Annotated in this window: 16 protein-coding genes; 6 read left to right on the top strand and 10 right to left on the bottom strand. The window is 66.4% G+C overall.

The features are described 5' to 3' along the window. Positions 1-161: 161 nt before the first annotated feature. The 4 genes from BRADO_RS33940 (at position 162) to BRADO_RS11615 (ending at position 5,130) form a co-directional block, all read left to right on the top strand. Positions 162-548: a hypothetical protein gene (locus tag BRADO_RS33940; protein ID WP_244423023.1), complete on the top strand. Its 387-nt coding sequence runs from the start codon at positions 162-164 to the stop codon at positions 546-548. A gap of 494 nt (positions 549-1,042) precedes the next feature. Next, the gene (locus BRADO_RS11625) at positions 1,043-2,146 is read left to right on the top strand and encodes a ferredoxin (protein ID WP_041756391.1); all 1,104 of its coding nucleotides are present in this window, start codon (positions 1,043-1,045) and stop codon (positions 2,144-2,146) included. Positions 2,147-2,196: 50 nt separating this feature from the next. Further along, positions 2,197-3,450 (top strand): 2Fe-2S iron-sulfur cluster-binding protein, encoded by a 1,254-nt coding sequence (locus BRADO_RS11620; RefSeq protein ID WP_011925514.1) that lies wholly within the window; start codon positions 2,197-2,199, stop codon positions 3,448-3,450. 294 nt (positions 3,451-3,744) lie between these two features. Beyond that, positions 3,745-5,130, top strand: coding sequence for a TAXI family TRAP transporter solute-binding subunit (locus BRADO_RS11615; RefSeq protein WP_011925513.1), 1,386 nt, complete (start codon positions 3,745-3,747; stop codon positions 5,128-5,130). Between the two features lie 241 nt (positions 5,131-5,371). On the opposite strand, the gene BRADO_RS11610 is transcribed toward BRADO_RS11615, so the two are convergent. The 10 genes from BRADO_RS11610 to BRADO_RS11565 form a co-directional block, all read right to left on the bottom strand. Continuing rightward, positions 5,372-6,544 carry a fumarylacetoacetate hydrolase family protein gene (locus tag BRADO_RS11610; protein WP_011925512.1) on the bottom strand — a complete coding sequence of 391 codons (1,173 nt, stop codon included), beginning with the start codon at positions 6,542-6,544 and terminating at the stop codon, positions 5,372-5,374. Positions 6,545-6,755: 211 nt separating this feature from the next. Next, positions 6,756-7,709, bottom strand: a complete 954-nt coding sequence (locus tag BRADO_RS11605; protein WP_011925511.1) for a DMT family transporter — start codon at positions 7,707-7,709, stop codon at positions 6,756-6,758. A 197-nt stretch (positions 7,710-7,906) separates the two neighbouring features. Beyond that, positions 7,907-8,755 (bottom strand): aldo/keto reductase, encoded by an 849-nt coding sequence (locus BRADO_RS11600; protein ID WP_011925510.1) that lies wholly within the window; start codon positions 8,753-8,755, stop codon positions 7,907-7,909. 130 nt (positions 8,756-8,885) lie between these two features. Beyond that, a complete protein-coding gene (locus BRADO_RS11595) occupies positions 8,886-11,579 on the bottom strand; it encodes a nitrate reductase (protein WP_041756390.1) in 2,694 nt (897 codons plus the stop codon). 17 nt (positions 11,580-11,596) lie between these two features. Continuing rightward, entirely contained in the window at positions 11,597-12,811 is a 1,215-nt protein-coding gene (locus tag BRADO_RS11590) for an NAD(P)/FAD-dependent oxidoreductase (protein WP_050780994.1), read from the bottom strand. A gap of 5 nt (positions 12,812-12,816) precedes the next feature. Continuing rightward, entirely contained in the window at positions 12,817-13,242 is a 426-nt protein-coding gene (locus BRADO_RS11585; RefSeq protein WP_041756389.1) for a globin family protein, read from the bottom strand. Positions 13,243-13,332: 90 nt separating this feature from the next. Next, positions 13,333-14,127, bottom strand: coding sequence for an ABC transporter ATP-binding protein (locus BRADO_RS11580; protein ID WP_085972795.1), 795 nt, complete (start codon positions 14,125-14,127; stop codon positions 13,333-13,335). Positions 14,128-14,137: 10 nt separating this feature from the next. Then, complete coding sequence (ntrB, locus tag BRADO_RS11575) at positions 14,138-15,046, bottom strand: nitrate ABC transporter permease (protein WP_041756388.1); 909 nt, start codon at positions 15,044-15,046, stop codon at positions 14,138-14,140. A 66-nt stretch (positions 15,047-15,112) separates the two neighbouring features. Then, complete coding sequence (locus BRADO_RS11570) at positions 15,113-16,429, bottom strand: CmpA/NrtA family ABC transporter substrate-binding protein (protein ID WP_011925504.1); 1,317 nt, start codon at positions 16,427-16,429, stop codon at positions 15,113-15,115. A gap of 322 nt (positions 16,430-16,751) precedes the next feature. Continuing rightward, positions 16,752-17,669, bottom strand: coding sequence for a dioxygenase (locus BRADO_RS11565; RefSeq protein ID WP_011925503.1), 918 nt, complete (start codon positions 17,667-17,669; stop codon positions 16,752-16,754). Positions 17,670-17,818: 149 nt separating this feature from the next. Between BRADO_RS11565 and BRADO_RS11560 the strand changes: the two genes are divergently transcribed. Both BRADO_RS11560 and BRADO_RS11555 read left to right on the top strand, forming a co-directional pair. Continuing rightward, positions 17,819-19,093, top strand: a complete 1,275-nt coding sequence (locus BRADO_RS11560) for a serine hydrolase (RefSeq protein ID WP_041757456.1) — start codon at positions 17,819-17,821, stop codon at positions 19,091-19,093. A 222-nt stretch (positions 19,094-19,315) separates the two neighbouring features. Continuing rightward, the gene (locus BRADO_RS11555) at positions 19,316-20,830 is read left to right on the top strand and encodes a sensor histidine kinase (RefSeq protein ID WP_011925501.1); all 1,515 of its coding nucleotides are present in this window, start codon (positions 19,316-19,318) and stop codon (positions 20,828-20,830) included. Position 20,831: the final 1 nt, after the last annotated feature.

Genomic DNA, 20,831 nt, shown 5'->3' with positions numbered 1-20,831 from the left:
CTCACGTTCGTCCAACAGTATTTTCTGATGCATGAGAATACAGCTTCGCGATCTCGCGACGCGTCTTGCGCCCGAGCTTTGATCCAGCATCGCCCTCAACAAACAGAGGGCGCAGGGAAGGCCGGGCGCTGGCCGCGCCCGTGGCCCGCCTGCGGAAAAGAATGCAGGCGGCAGGTACCACAGGTCTGGCCGAACACGTCCGGCCTTCCCTGCGCGATGGTTTTGACGGCTGCTTCGCGTTCTCCCCGGTGCGCCGGCTTTTGGCCACCGTGGCCTGCGCGGCGCGTGAGCGCCGGCACAGGCGTGACACCAGCTTCGGGGTGCCAGGACCGCGCGACTTGACCGTGCGTGCATCGCTGTTCGTCGGCGCGAAAGATCACGCTGCAACGACCCACGCCCACCGCATTCCGCTGCCGACGTCCATGACGACCGCGATACGCCCCCTCCGACGCAACGGAATGGGCGGAAGAGTAATGCTGATTTTGCGAAGTCGCCAAGCAATTTATTTTTCAGCAGAGGGCTGGACAGGAATTTCGCGCGCGACCTGATTTGCCCGACGTGCAGCCCTGGGGTCTCCGCGTCGAGTAACGGAAACGCCGTAGGCGCGTCTCGAACCATGAGGCCGCTGATAGGAGCACATATTCGCCGCCTCGATCACGCCTGCGATGCGTCACAGCCAGGGCCGTCATTGATCCAGATCAAACGGCTTTGACAATCAACAATGGATCCTGATCAACTCCTTGATGTTCCTGGATTTGATCCAGATCAATCGGCCGCAGGCCGACCGCAGCATGGCCCAGGGACGTCCATATTGGCCGTCAAAAAGCGCCACATCTCGCCGTCAGATTCTGCAGCACAGCATGCGCTGCGACACGCGCCGACGGGATCGCCGAACTAACAAGTCGGCAGCTCGGGACCGTGACGTCGGCGCGATCGTGAAGATCAAAACGCGTCCTGGGAAGCAATGCAAAACATCAGCGCTCAACGTTCGTCCCGACACGACCATGCTCCGCAATACAGGAACGCCCGGCCGCTCGCCCATGTGGCGGTCAACGTCGCTCCTGCCCGCTATCAGCCGGCGGCGCAGCCGGGCAGCCGCAGCACCGGTCGGGCCGAACGGCGGTTCTGGCTGACGATGCAGACCGTCATGCTGGTCGTCGGCGTTCTACTGGTGAACCTCCTGCTGTTCTTTCCGCCGCTCGGCATAGCCTTGATGTGGAATCTGCTGATCCCGATCGCGCCGGCGCTGGTGACGATCTCGCCTGGCCTGTGGCGTAACATCTGCCCGATGGCGACCTTTCATCTCTTGCCGAACAAGATGGGAATCTCGCAGAACATCCGCATGCCCGAATGGGGCGCGGCGACCTTGGCGGTGATCAGCGTGACCCTGCTGTTCGTCGTGGTGCCGATGCGGCGCATCGGACTGAATGTCGACGGCCCGCTGACGGCGCTGATGCTGCTGTCGGCCGCGTTCATGGCGTTCGCGATGGGCTCGATCTTCGAGATGCGCTCGGGCTGGTGCACCTCGCTTTGCCCGATCCACCCCGTGGAGCGGCTCTACGGCACCAACCCAGCCCTGACCTTCAAGAACGCCCGCTGCAACATTTGCGAAGCCTGCAGCAACCCCTGCCCCGACTCGACGCCGGAGCTGACGCCGACCCAGGGCGTGCCCACGAAGGTCCAGCAGTTCCTCGGCAACTTCCTGATTGGCAGCTTCCCGGGCTTTGTCTGGGGCTGGTTTCAGGTGCCGGACTATCCGCCGCAACAGGTCGATCAAGCCGCCGTCATCACCGCCTATGCCTGGCCGTTCATCGCCGCCATCGTCAGCTACGCCATCTTCAAGATCGGCGAACATGTGCTGCGCTACAAGCCGGCCAGCCGCACCCAGATGCATCGCATCTTCGCAGCGGCCGCGATCAGCACCTACTACTGGTACCGCCTGCCCGGCCCGGCCTCGCTGCTGCCGGACTGGTTTCCGCTGGTCTCGCACTGCGTCACGACGCCGTTCTTCTTCTGGTTCCTGGTGCTGCGCAATCCGAAGGTGAGCTGGCTGAAGCGGCCGGTGATGGCCTCGAACTACTGGTCGAGCCGGTTCGAGAGCACGGCCAACAAGAACCTGATCCGCGTCTCGCCCGGCAAGGCGTGATCGGCACAAATCTTCCAACAGTCAAAGCGTATTCCATCGAGGAGTTGATCATGTCGAACTTCAGGACCGTCACCGTCAAGGGCCGCCAGTTCCGCGTCCGCGCAGGCGACGTGCTGCTCGATGGCGCGCTGGCCAACGGCGTCGAGATTCCGTTCGACTGCCGCGCCGGCACCTGCGGCACCTGCATGGTTCACGTGTCCAAGGGCCAGACGGTGTGCGGCGAGACGCATACGCAGGGTATGATCTACGCCTGCCAGGCGCGCGTGGTGTCAGACCTCGATGTCGACGTGGAGGATGTGCCGGAGATCGATACCTGCAAGGCGCGGCTCGTCGGCCTGCGCGAGGTCGCGCCCGACATCATGGAGCTGATGATCGCGCCGGAGAAGAGCATCAGCTACCTGCCGGGCCAGTACTTCAAGTTCACCTTCGCCGGCTATCCGGCGCGCGCCTACAGCCCGACCGCGTCGTTCGATGGCCGCATCGGCGGCCGCGTCATCCATCTCAACATCAAGAAGGTGCGCGGCGGCCGCGTCACGCAGGCGCTCGGCAGCGGCATCCGGCCCGGGCACCGGCTGCGCATCCAGGGGCCGTATGGCCATGCGTTCCTGCGGCCGGGCGGCGCCGGCCGCCTCGTGCTCGCCGGCAGCGGCACCGGCTTCGCACCGATCTGGGCGATCGCGGCGATGGCGCTGCGCGAGAACCGCAGCCGCCCGATGGTGATCATCGCCGGCGCAAAGAAGCTGCCGCAGCTCTACATGACGCCGATCCTGGCGCAGCTGGCGCGGCTGCCGAACGTCACGGTGATCCCGACCGTGGAGGAAGGCCCGGTCAATCATCCCTCGATCCGCACCGGACGGATCGAGCCGGCGATGCCGACGCTGACATCCACCGACGTCGTCTATGCCTGCGGCTCGCCGCGCATGGTCACCGCGCTCGCCGGCATGGTGGAGAAGGCCGGCGCGACGTTCTATGCCGATCCGTTCGACTCGGCACCGCCCGAGGCGCCGTCGGGCCTGATCGGCCGCATCAAGACCCTGGTGGCGCGGCGGCCGGCCGAGCCGGAGCCGAGCCGTGAGAGCGGCAAGGGCCACGACGCATCGCTTGATCCGTTCGCGCGGGCGCTGTCACTGGTGCCGAAGGATCCGATCGGGGACGATCTGGCGCCGCGCCGCCCCGAGCCGCGCCGCAGCTCGGCCGCCGAGCGCGACCATGCGCTCTCGCTGGTCCGCGAGCTCGGCGATGCCGCCCAATTGCAGGACCGCCCCCGCCGCGCCGCCGGGCAGATGGCGTCGGGGCATGTGTGAGGGGGGCGCCGTCGCGTCCGGCAGTTCGGACTTCATTCCTGTCCCAGGGCCGCCCCGAACACAGCCGTCATCCCCGCGAAAGCGGGGATCCAGTACGCCGCGGCGCCTTCGATGGACCCACTCAGGCTGCGGCGTACGGATCGCCCGGTCAAGCCGGGCGATGACAGCTGTGGCGTAGGCATCCCTCACGCCACTCCCACGATCGTCGATCGCGTCGCAACTGTCACAACAGTGTATTACGGTGAGACCCCTGCCGGCCGCCGCCGCGCCGGCCCACGAGGCCCGATCTCACCGATGCCGCCGACCGTCGTTTCGCCAGACAGTCCCCTGCCGCGCCGACGGCGGCGTTTTCCCAAGCTGCTCGCGCTGGCGAGCGTGCTGTCGTGTCTGACCGTGCTGCTCGCCGTCGGCACTTGGCTGTGGCAGCCGCAGACCCTGCGGATCGCGGTCGGGCCTGCGGGCAGCGACGACGATGTTCTGGTGCGGGCGCTGGCGGACGCCTTCGACACCAGGGACAGCGCCCTCCGCCTGGTGCCGGTCGCAACCGACGGACCGCTGCAGAGCATCACGATGCTCGCGAACGGACAGGCGGAGCTCGCCGTCGCGCGCGGCGACCTGCAGCTGCCGCCGACGGCCCGCTCGATGGCCATCCTCAGGCGCAATCTGCTGGTGCTGTGGGCGGCGCCGCGCGGGCCGAAACCGAAGTCCGAGGCGCGCATCAAGGGCATGGCCGATCTCGCCGGACGCCGGCTGGGCGTTGTCGGCGTCAGCCAGGTCAACGTTGCCCTGCTCCGGGTCGTGCTCGGCGAATCCGGAGTCAATCCGGACAAGGTGACGGTCGTGCAGTTCGGCGCCAACCAGGTCTCCGAGATGACGGCAGATGCCACGCTCGACGCCTTCGCCATGGTCGGCGCGGTCAACGACAAGACCATCGCGGATGCGATCGCCGCCACCGCGCGTCGCCGCGGCGAGCCGCGCTTCCTCGCCGTCGACGTCTCCGAGGCGATCGCCGAGCGCCATCCGCTCTATGAGTCCGAGGAAATTCCAACCGGCGCCTTCGCCACCACGCCGCAGCGGCCGGACGACAAGATCGAGACGGTTGGCATCAATCAGTTGATCATCGCCACCGCCGCGATGTCGGAGGAGACGGCCGGCGCCTTCGCGCGGCTGTTGTTCACCGCCAAGGCACAGCTCGCCAAGACCGTGCCGGGCGCGGCCAGGATCCAGAAGCCCGACACCGACAAGGACGCCGCGCTGCCCGCCCATCCCGGCGCCGCCGCCTATATCGACAACAACGAGCGCAGCTTCCTCGACAAATACAGCGACTATCTGTGGGGCGCGGTGCTGATCCTGTCCGGCCTCGGCTCGGCCGCAGCCTGGCTGCGGCATTTCCTCAAGCGCGGCGAACGGCAGGACAACACCGATCATCGCGACCGCCTGCTCGCCGCGATCGCGTCAGCGCGCCAGGCCCAGACCTTGACGGAGCTCGACCAGATGCAGACCGAGGCTGATGCCATCCTGCGCGAGACGCTCGCCTGCCACGACGACGGCGCGATCGAGGACGGCGATCTCACCGCCTTCAACCTCGTGCTGATCCAGTTTCACGAAGCCGTCGCCAACCGCCGCGCCGCGCTGGCCGCGGAGGGACAACGCGGGCTGGCGCCGGTGCGGAGCGCGTGAGGTGCGGCAGGATTGAGACGGCAACGGACATTGGTGACGGACCGACGCCGGTAACATCAACGGCGCCGTCACTCCGGGGCGCTCGCGACAGCGCGAGCCCGGAGTCCATAACTACGAACCTGCGTGGTGGAGCGCGATCGTAACTCAGACCATCCGCCTCACGCCCGCTGCGGCGTATGGATTCCGGGCTCGTGCTGTCGCGCGCCCCGGAATGACGCAGTGTGTGAAGATGCTGCGCGGCTCAACTCAGCTTGCGCCGCGCCAGGCTCCGCATCAGCGCGCCGACGCCGAAGGTCCAGGGCTCGCATTCGTCGCTGTTGCGCATGCGGTTGACGAGGCGGCCGAGTTGCGGGGCGGAGATGGTGACGATGTCGTCGCGCTTGTGGGTGAAGCCCTGCCCCGGCGCGTCGCGGTCCTTGACGGGGGCGAACATGGTGCCGAGGAACAACGCGAAGCCGTCGGGATATTGATGCACGGCGCCGATGGTCTGGGCGACGAGATCGGTCGGGTCGCGGCTGATCTTTGATATCGACGAATGCCCGTCGAGCACGAAGCCATCGCTGCCGGCGACGTTGAGCGCCACGTCCATTTTGCGGACATCGTCGAGCGTGAAGGTCTTGTCGAACAGGCGGAGCAAGGGGCCGATGGCGCAGGAGGCGTTGTTGTCCTTGGCCTTGGAGAGCAGGAGCGCCGAGCGGCCCTCGAAGTCGCGCAGATTGACGTCGTTGCCGAGCGTCGCGCCGACGATCGTACCGCGGCTCGACACCACCAGCACGACCTCCGGCTCCGGATTGTTCCAGGTCGATTTCGGATGCAGGCCGGCATCCATGCCGGTGCCGACCGAGGACAAGGTCGGCGCCTTGGTGAAGACCTCGGCGTCGGGGCCGATGCCGACCTCGAGATACTGGCTCCAGGCGTTCTGCTCGATCAGCACCTGCTTCAAGTGCATCGCCTGGTCCGAGCCGGGCTTGAGCTTGGAGAAATCGTCGCCGACCAGGCGCACCACCTCTTTGCGGATCGCCTCGGCGGACGCCGGATTGCCGCGCGCGCGCTCCTCGATGACGCGCTCGAGCATCGAGATCGCAAAGGTGACGCCAGCGGCCTTTAAGACCTGCAGATCGACCGGGGCCAGCAGCCATGGCTGGGCGGGATTGCGGCGGTCTGGCGGCGTGTTGGCGAGAATGGCGGCGAGGTCGCCGATGCGTTCACCCTTCATCGCGTTCAGCGCCGCAGCGGGATCGTCGTGCTCGCACAACGCTGTGACGGTCGGGAAGGCCGAGGTGACGTCGAACACGCCGTCGTCACGCACCGCGACCACCGCAGGTCCGTCCAGATCGGGCCGCCAGACTCGGCCGACCAGTGTGCCGCTGGCACCATCATCGGGCAGAACCGTCTCGGGCGTGAGATTGATCATCGCGGCGTGCTCCCCATTGTTCTTGTTGCTGGGGAGCACAGGTAGCATCGGCGGGAGCCAACTCCAAGCCATACGCTCCGTCATTCCGGGGGGAGGCCGCGAGGCTCGAACCCGGAATCCCGAGATGAGACGCGGGAGCAAACCAAGCTCGAGATTCCGGGTTCGTGGCCTGACGGCCTCGCCCCCGAATGACGGCCGTGTGGAGAGGCGTCTACGGATTCGGCGAGCTCTCGCCGGCGACCTGCAGCAATTGCGAGCGGCGGACGCGCTCGCGGTGGGCGGTGTAGAGGCCGCTGGAGACGATGAAGGCGGCGCCGACGATGGTCCAGACGTCGGGCAACTCGCCGAACACCAGGAAGCCGAGGATGCTGACCCACAGCAGCTGAGTGTAGGAGAACGGCGCCAGCACCGAGGCGTCGGCATAGCGGAAGGCGAGCACGACGATCCACTGCCCCATGGTCGAGGCGACGCCGACCAGCACGCCGAAGCCGATGTCCTGCCAGGACGGCGTGGTCCAGACGAACGGCACCATCGCCGACAGCAGGCAGACGCCGGCGATCGACGAATAGGTCATGATGGTGATGGCGTGCTCGCGGCCGCTCATCATGCGCGTCATGATCAGGGTGCAGGCCCAGGCAAACGCCGAGGCGATCGGAAACAGCGCGGCGAGATGGAACGCGCCGGTGCCCGGGCGCAGGATGATCAGCACGCCGAACAGGCCGACGGCGGTCGCGATCCAGCGGCGCAGGCCGACCTTCTCGTGAAGGAAGATGATCGACAGCGCGGTCACGAACAGCGGCGCGACGAAGCCGGTGGCGGAGGCCTCTGCAATCGGCAGATAGCGTAAACCGGAGATGAACATGATCGAGGAGCCCAGCAGCGCGATGCCGCGCAGCAGATGCAGCGGTACGCGCTCGGTGCGCATCGCAAACAGCGGCGAGCCCGGGATCATCGCGGGCACCATGATCAGCGCGAACACCACGAAGCGGATCCAGGTGATCTCGATGGAGGGCAAGGTCTTGGAGAGATATTTCGCCGTGACGTCCGAGGTTCCGAGGAACACGGTCGACAGCAGGATCAGCGCGATGCCGCGGAACGGGCGGTCGGCCCGCGCCGGCGCACGCTTGCGCGCCGCACTCGGCTTGTCCTGAAGTGTCGTCGGCACGTCGTCAAGCCGCGCGGCGGCAGCCGCGCTCGGGGGCGGGGTCACGGTCGAACTCGGAAATTGGAAGGCGAAACGAATCGGTGAGAGGCGACAAAACGCCAATCACGGCGCCGCGACAACCCGTCGAAAGCGGGCAGCATCTATGCGCTGGCTACGCGCCGGAGTAGCAAACATCCGTAATACTCCGTGATGCTGCACTACAGCATCGGCAGACCGCGCGGCTTCGGACCGCGCGGGAAAGCACGATCGATCGCTGCAATGTCGGCGGCGGTCAGCTCGATCTCGCCGGCCGCGGCATTCTCCTCGGCATGTTCGGGCCGCGACGCCTTGGGGATCGCGAGCAGCGACGAGGCGCGGGTCAGGAAGGCGAGCGCGATCTGGTGCGGCGTCGCGTGATGCTGCTCGGCGATGCGCTGCAGCACCTCGCCGCCCGTGCTGCGGCGCTCCGGGAAGTCGTCATGGCCGAATGGCGAATAGGCGACCACGGCGACGCCATGCTGGCCGCACCATGGAATGACCGCGTGCTCGATGGCACGCTCCTGCAGATGATAGAGCACCTGATTGCAGGCGATCTTGCCCCGGCCTGCGACGTCGAGCAGCTCGTCGAGATCGTCGAGATCGTCGACGTCGAAATTGCTGACGCCCCAGGACGCGATCTTGCCGGCGGCTTTGAGTTCCTCGAATGCAGCCACCGTCTCTTCGAGCGGATGCGAGCCAGGCCAATGCAGCAGATAGCAGTCGAGGCGATCCGTCCTCAGCCGCTTCAGCGAGCGCTCGCAGGCGGTGATGGTCCCCTTTCGCGAGGCGTTGCTGGGCAGCACTTTCGAGACCAGGAACACTTCGTCGCGGCGGCCGGTGATGGCGTCGGCGATGACGAGCTCGGCGTCGCCATACATCTCCGCCGTGTCGATATGCGTCATGCCGCGGTCGAGGCCGCGCTGCAACGTCGTGATGGCGCGCTTGCGGTCGGCGTGGTCGAGATACCAGGTGCCCTGCCCGATGACGGACACGCCGGCGCCGCCGGTTCCGAATGTCTTGTGCTTCATAGGACAATCATAGAGGATATGGCGCGGCGCGTCGATCGGCCACTGCCGTCATTGCGAGAAGCGAAGCGACAAAGCAATCCAGAGCCGTCGCGGGACTCTGGATTCCTTCGCTCGCAACGACGGTGCCGAGCTAGCTCGCCACTCTGACGGATGCCTCCGCCTGCGCCGGCACCTGCGCGATCAGGCGCTTCATCTCGGGGATGCACGAGCCGCAATTGGTGCCGGCCTTAAGCTTCGCGCCGATCTCTGCGGGCGTGCGGGCGCCCGCGGCGATCGCATCGCAGATCGTGTCGCGGCCGACGCCGAAGCAGGCGCAGACGATCGGGCCACCGCCGGTGCCATCCGGCGCGCGGCCGGACAGCAGCATGCGGCGCTGCTCGTCGTCGAGATGGTCGGCGGCGAACATCGTCTTCACGACGTTCCAGTCGCCCGCGTCATGGCCGGGGCCGACGAACACGGACGTTGCGATGCGATCGCCGTCGAACGACGCGGCACGATAGACGCCGCCGCCGACGTCCATGTAGTCGGCGATGTCGTCCGTGGCGCGGGCCTTGAACCAGCCGGGCCAGCGCATGAGGTCACCATTGTCGGCGAACAGATAACCGAAGCCGCCCGGGATGGTCGCACGCACCCACCACAGGTTCGACGGCAGCGTCAGTTCGGTGCGCGACAGGATGAAGCCGCGGAACACGTACTCGTAAGGACTGATCGAGGCCGGCGTGGCCTTGGCCTCCGGCTGGCCGGAGAACGGATCGGTGTGGGAGGAGACCATCGCGCCGACGCGGCCATGCGATGAGTTGGTCGCGTTCCAATGGATCGGCGCGAACAGCATGCCGCGCTGCTGGCGCTCGCTGACGACCACCTTCAGGATGCACTGGCCGTGATCGGTGGTCACCTTGGCGAAGCCGTCCGGCATCAGGCCGTAGCGCAGCGCGTCGTCCGGGTGCACCTCGACGAACGGCTCCGGCAGATGCGCGCCGAGACGCGGGCTCAGGCCCGTGCGCGTCATCGTGTGCCACTGGTCGCGGATGCGGCCGGTGTTCAGCCGCAGCGGTCGCGCGGCCGTGGTCTCGCTGCGTAGCGCCGGCACCTCCGGCGCGACGAAGCGCGCCTTGCGGTCGTTGGTGTAGAAGGCGCCGTCGGCGAAGAAGCGCGGCGACGGCGGCTTGCCGGCGCGCACCGGCCACTGCACCGGCGCCATCGTGTCGTACTCGTCGTCCGACAGAGTCGCGAGGCCGCCGATGTCGAAGTCGCGGCTGCCGTCGTTCTCGAAGGCCGACAGCGCGGCGTGTTCGCGGAACACGTCGGCGGCGGAGGTATAGTTGAATGCCGCCGCGTGGCCGAGCCGCTTGCCGACCTCGCTCAGGATCCACCAGTCCGGCTTCGCCTCCCCCACCGGCGGCATGAAGGCGCGCTGGCGCGAGATGCGGCGCTCGGAATTGGTGACGGTGCCCGACTTCTCGCCCCAGGCCTGCGCCGGCAGCAGCACATGGGCGCCGACATCCACGGTGTCGTTGGAGCGGACGTTCTCGGAGATGACGAACAGCTCGAGCTTCTTCAGCGCCGACCGCACCAGATCGGCATCCGGCAGCGACACCGCCGGATTGGTGCCGATCACCCACAGCGCCTTGATCTGGCCGCGCGCGATCGCCTCGAACATCTGCACCGCCTTCAGCCCCTCATGGGTGGCGATGTCGGATGCCTTCCAGAAGCGACGGACGCGATCGATGTCCGGCGGCGTGAAGCTCATATGCGCGGCGAGCTGATTGGCGAGACCGCCGACCTCGCGGCCGCCCATCGCGTTGGGCTGTCCGGTCAGGGAGAACGGTCCCATGCCGGGCTTGCCGATGCGCGCGGTGGCGAGATGGCAGTTGACGATCGCATTGACCTTGTCGGTGCCCTGCGCCGACTGGTTGACACCCTGCGAGTACAGCGTGACGACCTTCGGCGTGTCGCGGAACAGCTTGAAGAAGGCGGCGACGTCGGCTTCCGGCAGGCCGGTGGCAAGCGCGGTGGCGCCGGCGCTGCCGGCGAGGTGGCGGGCGCGCGCGAGCGTGTCGTCGAAGCCGGACGTGTGACGCGCGATGTAGTCGCGATCGAGCGCACCGCTGTCGGCGAGATGCACCAGCAGGCCCGAGAACAGCGCGGCATCCGTGCCGGGCTTGAGCCCGAGGAACAGATCAGCTTCGCTCGCCGTATCGGTGCGGCGCGGATCGATGACGACGATTTTCGCGCCGCGGCTCTGCTTGTTCGCCAGCATGCGCTGATACAGCACCGGATGACACCAGGCCGCGTTGCTGCCGACGAACACCAGCAGGTCGGCCTGGTCGAGATCCTCATAGGTGCCGGGCACCGTGTCGGCGCCGAACGCGCGGCGATGGCCGGCGACCGAGGACGCCATGCACAGCCGCGAATTGGTGTCGACATTGGCCGAGCCGAGAAAGCCCTTCATCAGCTTGTTGGCGACGTAATAGTCCTCGGTCAGCATCTGGCCGGAGAGATAGAACGCGACCGCGTCCTCGCCGTCGCGGGCGACGATGTGCCTCAGCCGCGTGGCGACGTGGTCCAGCGCGTCGCTCCAGGCCACCCGCTCCATGCCGTGCTTGCAGCGGACCATCGGATACAGCAGCCGGTTCTCCAGCCCCAGCGTCTCGCCAAGGGCCGAGCCCTTGGAGCACAGGCGGCCGAGATTGGCCGGATGCACGGGATCACCCGAGATCGCCGCGCCGCCGCTGCCATCGGGCGTCGCCAGCACGCCGCAGCCGACGCCACAATACGGACAGGCGGTACGCACTGTGCGCAACTTCGGATCAACGCTCGTCATCGTGCGAGCTCCCTCTCTCACGCCGCATTGGGCCGCGCCGCCGCGCGGCCGAACATCATCTCGTGCCGGATCGCCGCGACCGGCGTCCGGCTGCGGATCAGATCGCGATACCAGAGCGCATCCTGGGTCTCACCGATCAGCACGGCACCGGTGAGCCGTCCGTCGGCGATGACCAGCTTCTTGTAGATGCCACGCCTGGCATCGTTGAGCACGATCGCCTCGCTGCCGCCGGCGCCCATGAAGTCGCCGGCCGAAAACACCGCAACACCCGAGACTTTCAAATTCGTTGACACGACACTGCCGCCATAGGCGGCCTTGCGGCCTGCAAGATGCCGCGCCAGAACGCGTGCCTGCTCGTAGGCGGGCTCGACCAGGCCGTAGCAGGTGCCGCGATGCTCGGCGCATTCGCCGAGCGCGAAGATTCCCGGAGCCGAGGTCTGCATGACATCGTCGATGACGATGCCGCGATTGACGGCAAGCCCGGCCTCCTTGGCGAGCGCCACATTGGGCTTGATGCCGGCAGCGAAGATCACGGCGTCCGCGGCGATGCGCCGCCCATCGGCGAGCTCGACACCCTCGACTCCGGCGCTGCCATGGATCGCGGCCGTGCTCGCCTGCAGCAGAACCTCGATGCCCTTGCGCTCGACCAGCACTTTCAGCAGCGCGGCGGCGGGCGCATCGAGCTGGCGCTCCATCAGCCGGTCCATCAGGTGCAGCAGCGTCACCTTGGCGCCGGCGCGGGCCAGACCGTAGGCCGCCTCCAGCCCCAGCAATCCGCCGCCGACGACCACGACGCGCGCTTTCTTCGCAGCGAGGCTGAGCAGCACGTCGGTATCACGGCTGTCACGGAAGGTGTGCACGCCCGGCAGATCGCTGCCGGGCACCGGCAGCCGCAGCGGCAGCGAGCCGGTGGCCAGCACCAGACGCGAGAACATCACGTTCTCGTCGTTCTCGATCTGGAGCTCGCGGCGGCCGACATCGATGCCGGTGACGCGCGCGCCATATTTCAACGTGACGCCGCGCTCGCGCCACCACGCGGCCGGCTTGAGCTCGATCTCGTGCGAGGCCGCCTCGCCCGCCAGCACCGAGGACAGCAGCACGCGGTTATAGGCGAGCCGCGGCTCCTCGCCGATCACGGCGATGGCGTAGCGGCCGAGCGCAGTCTGCGACAGTTCCTCGACCAGCTTCGCGGCGGCCATGCCGTTGCCGACGATGACGAGCGGCTCACTCAACGCAACTACTCCGCCGCCTGGGCCTTGCCATAGGCTTCCGCGATCATGAAGCCGGACAGCGTGCCATAGGCGGCGGTCCAGGCTTCGGCGACCTCCGGCGTCCAGGCTTCGGCGAGCCCTTTGTCGAGCGTCCACAACAGCGCGGCGCCGACCACCGGGTAGTGCTCCGGCTTGGCGCCGTAGCCCACATGACGCTTGGCCAGCGCGCTGGCGGCCGGCAGGATCGCAGGCAGGTCCGTCAGTCCGTTCACCACGACCGCCAGGGTCGCCATCAGCTTCTTGCGCTGCTCGGTGAGATCGGCGGGAAACATTGCGCGGACCTGCGGCGCAACCTCGAACAGGCGATCGTAGAAGATCGTCGCGGCCTGATCGGAGATCGGCGCAACCTTGGCAAAACTGTCCTGAACCAAGGCGATCTGAGACGGCGTCATGGGAAAATCCTTTGATGATCGAAAAGAGAAACGATTGGTCGCCCAGGGCGGAGAGCGGTCAAGCCGCTCTCCGCCTCGGTCATGCAACCATCAGGCCGCTTCCACGAAGCGGTGCCGCTCATAGAGGAATTCGAGCACGCGCTGGCGGCACTTGACATAGGTCGGGTTGGTCGCGAGCTCGAGCCGCTTGCGCGGCCGCGGCAGCGCCACCTCCAGCACCTCGCCGATATGCGCGCTCGGGCCGTTGGTCATCATCACGATGCGGTCCGACAGCAGCACAGCCTCGTCGACGTCGTGCGTGATCATCAGGATGGTGTTGCCGAGCTTCTGATGCAGCGCCATCACCGAGTCCTGCAGATGCGCCCGCGTCAGCGCGTCGAGCGCGCCGAACGGCTCGTCGAGCAGCAGCACCTTCGGCTCCATGGCGAGCGCGCGCGCAATGCCGACGCGCTGCTTCATGCCGCCGGAGATCTCGTTCGGACGCTTGTCCTTGGCATGCGCCATCTGCACGAGGTTGAGGTTGTGCAGGGTCCAGGCGTCGCGCTCCGCCTTCGTCTTGGTCCTGGCGAAAACCTTGTCGACACCGAGCCGCACGTTCTCATAGACCGTGAGCCAGGGCAGCAGGCTGTGGTTCTGGAACACGACGGCGCGATCCGGACCGGGCGAATTGACCTCGCGCTCCTCGAGCAGCACGCCGCCGGTGGTGGCGGTGGTGAGGCCGGCGACGATGTTGAGCATCGTCGACTTGCCGCAGCCGGAATGGCCGATGATCGAAACGTACTCGCCCTTCTCGATCGTCAGGTTGATGTCCTTGAGCACTTCGGTGGTCGCAGTGCCGCGGGTGAAAGTCTTGTCGACGTGGTCGAGCTTCAGATAGGCCATGATGCCGTCCCTCTCAGTTCGTCGCGGTGCCGCGGGTGACGATCTTGCCGACCACCGCGATCAGGCGGTCGAGCACGAAGCCGATGATGCCGACATAGAACAGCGCCAGGATGATCTCGCTGATGTGCGAGGAATTCCACGCGTCCCAGATGAAGAAGCCGATTCCGACGCCGCCGATCAGCATTTCCGCGGCGACGATGGCGAGCCAGGACAGGCCGATGCCGATGCGCAGGCCCGTGAAAATGTAGGGCGCGGCCGCCGGGATCATGATCTTGACGAAAAATTCCAGCGGATTGAGCTGCACCACCGCGGCGACGTTGCGGTAGTCCTGCGGAATGTTGCGGATGCCGACCGCGGTGTTGATGATGATCGGCCACACCGAGGTGATGAAAATGACGAAGATCGCCGACGGCTGGCCGTCGCGGAACGCGGCCAGCGATAGCGGCAGCCAGGCGAGCGGCGGGATCGTGCGAAGCACCTGGAAGATCGGATCGAGCCCGCGCATCGCCCAGACCGACTGGCCGATCAAGGTGCCCAGCGCGACGCCGACGACCGCGGCGATCGCATAGCCGATGGCGACGCGGCGGAGGCTCGCCTCGAGATGCCAGAACAGACCCTTGTCGATGCCGCCATGATCGAAGAACGGATCGAAGATCAGCTCGCGGGTATCGGCGAACACGCGCGATGGCGGCGGCAGCGCCGAGCCGGCGCGGCGGCATAAAAGCTCCCAGACGATCAGGAACAGCGCCAGCACGATCAGCGGCGGCACGATGCGCACCGCGGCTTCGCGGGCCATCTTCACATAGCGCTGGGCCTTCGGCGGCTGCTTCGGCGTCATCGTCACGACGGACGCCGTGGTGGATGCTGACGCAGTGGGGACCACCTTGGGCATACTGTCATTGGTCAATGCTGGCATGGACATCGGAAACCTTTCTCCGTGCAATGAGAGGAGCCGCGCGCTCGATGAGCGCGCGGCGTGAGGTCCTGATCAGGCGTCGATGCGCTTGATCGACAGCGACTTCAGATAGGCGGCGGGATCTTCGGGATCGAACACCTTGCCGTCGAAGAACGTCTCCTTGCCGCGCGACGTGGAGGTCGGGATTTCCGCGGCGGGAACGTTCAGCTCCTTGGCCGCCTCGCGCCAGATGTCCTCGCGGTTGACCTTGGCGATCAGCGATTTGGCGTCGAAGCCGGCCTCGTATTTGCCCCAGCGGATGTCCTCGGTGATGAACCAGAGGTCGTGGCTCTGGAACGGATAGGAGGCGAAGTCGCGCCAGTACTTCATGATATGCGGCGAGTTCTCGATCACCTTGCCGGTGCCGTAGTCGAACTTGCCGGCAGTGCGTCCGGCGACGTCGTCGACCGGGCAGTTCATCCACTGCCGCTTCGCCATGATGGTCGCAAGCTCCTGCTTGTTCTCCATCTTGTCGCACCACTGCTGCGCCTCCATGACCGCCATGGTCAGCGCCTTCGCAGCTTTCGGATATTTGTCGACGAAGGCTGAGCGCATCGCGAAGGATTTTTCAGGATGCTTGTTCCAGATCTCGCCGGTGGTCACCGCGGTGTAGCCGATGCCCTGGTTGACGAGCTGCGCATTCCAGGGCTCGCCGACGCAGAAGCAGTCCATGGTGCCGACCTTCATGTTGGCCACCATCTGCGGCGGCGGCACCACGATGGTCTCGATGTCCTTGTCGGGATCGATGCCGCCGGCGGCGAGCCAGTAGCGGATCCACAGATCATGCGTGCCGCCGGGGAAGGTCATCGCCGCCTTCACCGACTTGCCTGAGGCCTTCTTCTTCTCCAGCGCCGCCTTGAACGGCGCGGTGTCGAGGCCGAGCTTGAGGTCGGCATATTCCTTGGCGACCGAGATGCACTGCGCATCGAGGTTGAGCCGCGCCAGGATGTACATCGGCGTCGGCTGATTGTTCTGCGTCACCTTGCCCGCGGAGATCAGGTAGGGCATCGGCGTGAGGATGTGCGCGCCGTCGATGCCGTTTCCTTCGGAGCCGAGCACGAGATTGTCGCGCGTCGTGCCCCACGACGCCTGCTTCTGCACGTCGACATCCGGCATGCCGTATTTGGCGAAGATGCCCTTGTCCTTGGCAACAAACAGCGGGCCGGCATCGCTCAGCGCGATGAAGCCCAGCTTGGCCGCGGTGACTTCCGGGCCCGCGCCTTGCGCGAAGGCACCGCCCGGCAGGTTCAGCTTGGCGGCCGCGAGCAGCGCTGCGGTGCCGGCTCCGGCCTTCAGGAGCTGACGGCGGCTGAGGCCGTTGCGGCGGGCAGGATGGGCGGTCTTCGTCATGAGTGCAGTCGTCCTTGTCTGAAAAGCGCTCGGTGGATTGAGGCCCGTCCAGGCACCGCGCGGTCGCGCACAGGGGCGCGTTCCGAGGAGGTGCCTCGGAGGGGCAGCGTCAGATGACGGATGGGGGCTTGCGCAGACGGCATCGATGGCGTCGAAGCTCGTTATTCAAGCTTCGTGCCAAGCCTTGGAACGAGAGGAAGTATTGAATAATCAAACGACTAGGAAATTCGACCGTGAGCTTCGCAGGCCCACGGCCGCACGCAAAATTTGCGATTCGCCCACTTCCTGTGCGTTGCACAAGAAGTGGGCGCGTTAAACGGGCCTACTCCGCTGCCCCGGCCGGCTTGGCGAGCATCGGCTTGGGTGCGACGCCCGCGCCCGGCTTCATGCGGAATTCATAGGTCATCAGGTGCCAGGGCCCTGCTGCGAGCTTGCCGTCCGGCATTACCGGATCGGTGCGCTGCGCGACCTCGGCGATCAACTCATCCTTCACGCCGAACACCACGTCGCTGTCGAGATGGGCGTCGCCGCCGATGAACACATGCGTGATCAGCGGCTCGTGGCCTTCGGCGTCGACCAGGAAATGCACATGCGCCGGGCGCATCGGATGCCGCTTGGTGCTCAGAATCATCTGCCCCACCGGGCCGTCAGTCGGAATCGGATAGCTGCAAGGCAGGATGGTGCGGAAGAAGAAGCGTCCGTCGGCATCGGCGATGAAGCGCGCCCGCGACGAGGGACCGTCCGAGGCATAATCGGATTTCTGTGAATCATAGAGGCCCTCGTCATCCGCATGCCAGACGTCGACTGCGGCACCCGCCAGCGGCGCGCCCGCGAGGTCCGTCACCCGCGCCTGCACGAACATCTTTTCCCCCTTGAGGTCCGCCGAGATATCGGTGCCGTGGGCGGTCACCTTGTGCTCGCCGACATAGAACGGGCCGAGCACCGTGGTCTCGGTCGCCCCTGCCCTGTCGCGGTGGTTGATGGCGTCCACCAGCATGGAGACGCCGAGCACGTCCGACAACAGGATGAACTCCTGCCGGCTCGCGGTGCAGGTCTGGCCGGTGCGGGTCAGGAAATCGATCGCAGCCGTCCATTCGTCGAATGTCAGATTCGTCCGGCGCACATAGTCGTGCAGCGATTTGACGAGTTCCTGCAGCAGGACCTTTGCGCGCGCGTCCGGCGTGGCGTCGAAGCTGGCGACGACGGTGTCCGTCAGTTCGGCTTCGTTGAATTGTGTCATGGCCGATCCTCCCGGGCTGAAGGCTACACGACGCATTCCTGGCCTGCCATTGGAAGTGGGGCGTTTTTCGGCTATCACCCGCACAAATGGCCGTGCGCATGATCCAGGCGCGCGCCCTCGAAAAACCAGACCACAGCGGAGACGTCCGGATGCTCGCCCCGACCCCTGCCTCGCCCGACACCGTCGGCATGTCGAAAGCCGCGCTCGATCGGATCGATGCGCATTTGCAGCAACGCTACGTCGATGCCGGCCGTTTTCCCGGCACCCAGCTGATGGTCTATCGCCGCGGCAAGATCGTGCATCAGAGCTCGCTCGGCTATGCCGATGTCGAGCGCAAGGTCCCGGTCACCGACCAGACGATCTACCGCATCTACTCGATGACCAAGCCGATCACCTCTGTCGCGTTCATGATGCTGGTGGAGGAAGGCAAGGTTGCGCTCGACGAGCCGGTCGCAAAGTACATCCCGGAGTGGAAGAACCTCGGCGTGTTCGTCGCGGGCACCGCGCCGGCCTTCATCAGCCGGCCGCCGGCGCGGCCGATGCTGATCGTCGACCTGCTGCGCCACACCTCGGGTCTGACCTACGGCTTTCAGCAGCGCTCGAACGTCGATGCCGCCTATCGCGACGCCAAGATCGGCGCGGTCGAGAAGGCCGGCACGCTGCAGTCGATGATCGACGACCTCGCGAAGATTCCGCTGGAGTTCTCGCCGGGCGAGGCCTGGAACTACTCGGTCTCGACCGACGTGGTCGGCTATCTCGTCGGCAAGATCGCCGACAAGCCGTTCGAGCAGTTTCTGAAAGAACGCATCTTTGATCCGCTGGGCATGGCCGACACGGACTTCCACGTCCCCGCATCCAAGGCGCACCGGCTGGCGGCGTGCTATTCGGCCGATCCGGCCGGCATGATGTCGTTCCACGCGGCGGATCGCAAGGGCGGCCTGACGCTGCAGGATGATCCGGCCACCAGCACCTTCCTCAGTCCGCCCGACTTCATCTCCGGCGGCGGCGGCCTGTGCGCGACCACGGCGGACTATCTCACCTTATGCCGCGCGCTGATCAATGGCGGCGAGCTCGGCGGCGTCCGGCTGCTCGGGCCGAAGACCCTGAAGCTGATGACCTCGAACCATCTGCCGGGCGGCGTCGACCTGCCGGCGCTGTCGCGCTCGATGTTCGCGGAAGCGGCCTATAACGGCATCGGCTTCGGCCTGGGCTTCTCGGTGACGATGGATCCGGCCAAGACGCTGATCGCCGGCAGCCCGGGCGAATATGCCTGGGGCGGCGCGGCATCGACGGCCTTCTGGATCGATCCCGCGGAGGAGCTGATCACGATCTTCATGACCCAGGTGCTGCCGTCCAGCGCCTACCCGATCCGGCGCGAGTTGCGCTCGATGGTGTATGCGGCGATTTCGGAGAGCAATCTTTGAGGGCTCCGCAGGGAACCGGGGATCGGCGTGCAATGCGCTTGGCGCACGCCCGCCGCTCTCCTATGCTGACAGCGATGTGAACGGGGCCGGCCGCGGGGGGCATTGCGGACGTCGCCGCTCCAGCCTGATATCATCCCGCCACACGCGATGGCCGCGGCCCACCGCGCCCGGTCGCAATGGCCTCGTGCCGGGCGCCCGAGACACGCATCCCAAGGGGCATTGGTGCCGAAGCTTTCCCTGCCGGTCCGGCTCGCTCTGTTGGTCGCAGGGACCACGCTGCCGCTCATCCTGTTTGCCGGCGGTATCGTGCTTCACAACTACATGCAGGACCGCAGCGATGCGCGCCAGCGCGTGCTCGAGACGGTGCGCAGCATCCGCCTGACGCTCGACGCGGAGATGCAGCGCATGACCGGCGGCGTCCAGGTGCTCGCCCTCACCGACGCCCTGACCACCGGTGACTTCGACCGCTTCCGCCCGATCGCAATGGGCTTTCTCGAGCAATACGGCAAGGACGGCACCATCCTCGTCGCCGATCGCGAGGGGCATCAGCTGTTCTCGTCGGCGACCACGGAGACGGCGCGCCTGCCCTTGCGCAGCAACCGCGAGATCACACAGCGCGTGTTCGAGACGCGGCAGGTGCAATATTCCGACCTGTTCTACGGCATCGTGAAGAAGAGCCTGATCATCACCGTCGAGGTGCCGGTGTTCCGCGACGGCCAAGTCATCTACGACATCTCGTTCAGTCCGCCGATCGAGATGTTCCAGACCATCCTGGAGAAGCAGCGGCCGAATGCAGACTGGACGCTGTCGCTGCTCGACCGCAAGGCCACCGTGTTCGCGCGCGTGCCCAATCTGGCCGAGACGTTCGGTAAGCAGGCATCGCCCTCGGTCTACGATCGCATGTTGCGCGAGCATGAGGCGACGTTGTCCAGCGTCTCGCTCGAAGGCCAGCCGCTGCTGTCGAGCTTCACTCATTCGCCGCTCACGGGCTGGATCATCGGCGCCGGCATCAGCGAGACCTCGCTGGTTGCGCCGCTGTGGCGCAACCTCGCCATCACCAGCCTGCTCGGCGGCATCATGCTGGCGATCGGCCTGGCCTTTGCCGTACGGATGGCGACCACGATCGCGCGCGCCGAGATGCTGCACGATCTCCTGATCGAGGAGCTCAATCACCGCGTCAAGAACACGCTGGCGATCCTGCAGGCGATCGCGGTGCAGACCTTCCGCAGCGCCAGCCGCTATGAGCGCGAGAAGTTCGAGGGCCGGCTCGGCGCACTTGCCGAGGCGCACAATCTGCTCAGCAAGGAGAAATGGCAGGGCTCGGAGCTCGAGGACGTGATCGGCCGCGTGCTCAAGCCGTACCGGCTGAACAATCCCGAGCGAATCAGGATATCAGGTCCGAAGGTCGCGCTGTCGCCGCGACTCGCGGTCGTGCTGTCGATGATCGTGCACGAGATCGCGACCAATGCGGCCAAGTATGGCGCGCTGTCCAACGACACCGGCAGCGTCGACTTGTCCTGGGAGTTCACTCCGGCTGACATCGTCAAGAAGCTGCCGGCGCGGCTCAGGCTGGTCTGGCAGGAGACCGGCGGGCCGGTGGTGTCCGCCCCGATCCAGCGTGGATTCGGTTCGCGGCTGATCGAGCGCAGCGCACGCGACCAGCTCGGCGGCGAGGCGACGGTCGACTTCCTGCCGCCCGGCGTGGTCTACACCATCACCTGCAAGCTCGAAGACTGAT

This window comes from Bradyrhizobium sp. ORS 278 (assembly GCF_000026145.1).
GTDB lineage: Bacteria > Pseudomonadota > Alphaproteobacteria > Rhizobiales > Xanthobacteraceae > Bradyrhizobium.
Note: the sequence above shows the minus strand (reverse complement) of the source record. Positions and strands in the feature narration are given on the sequence as shown.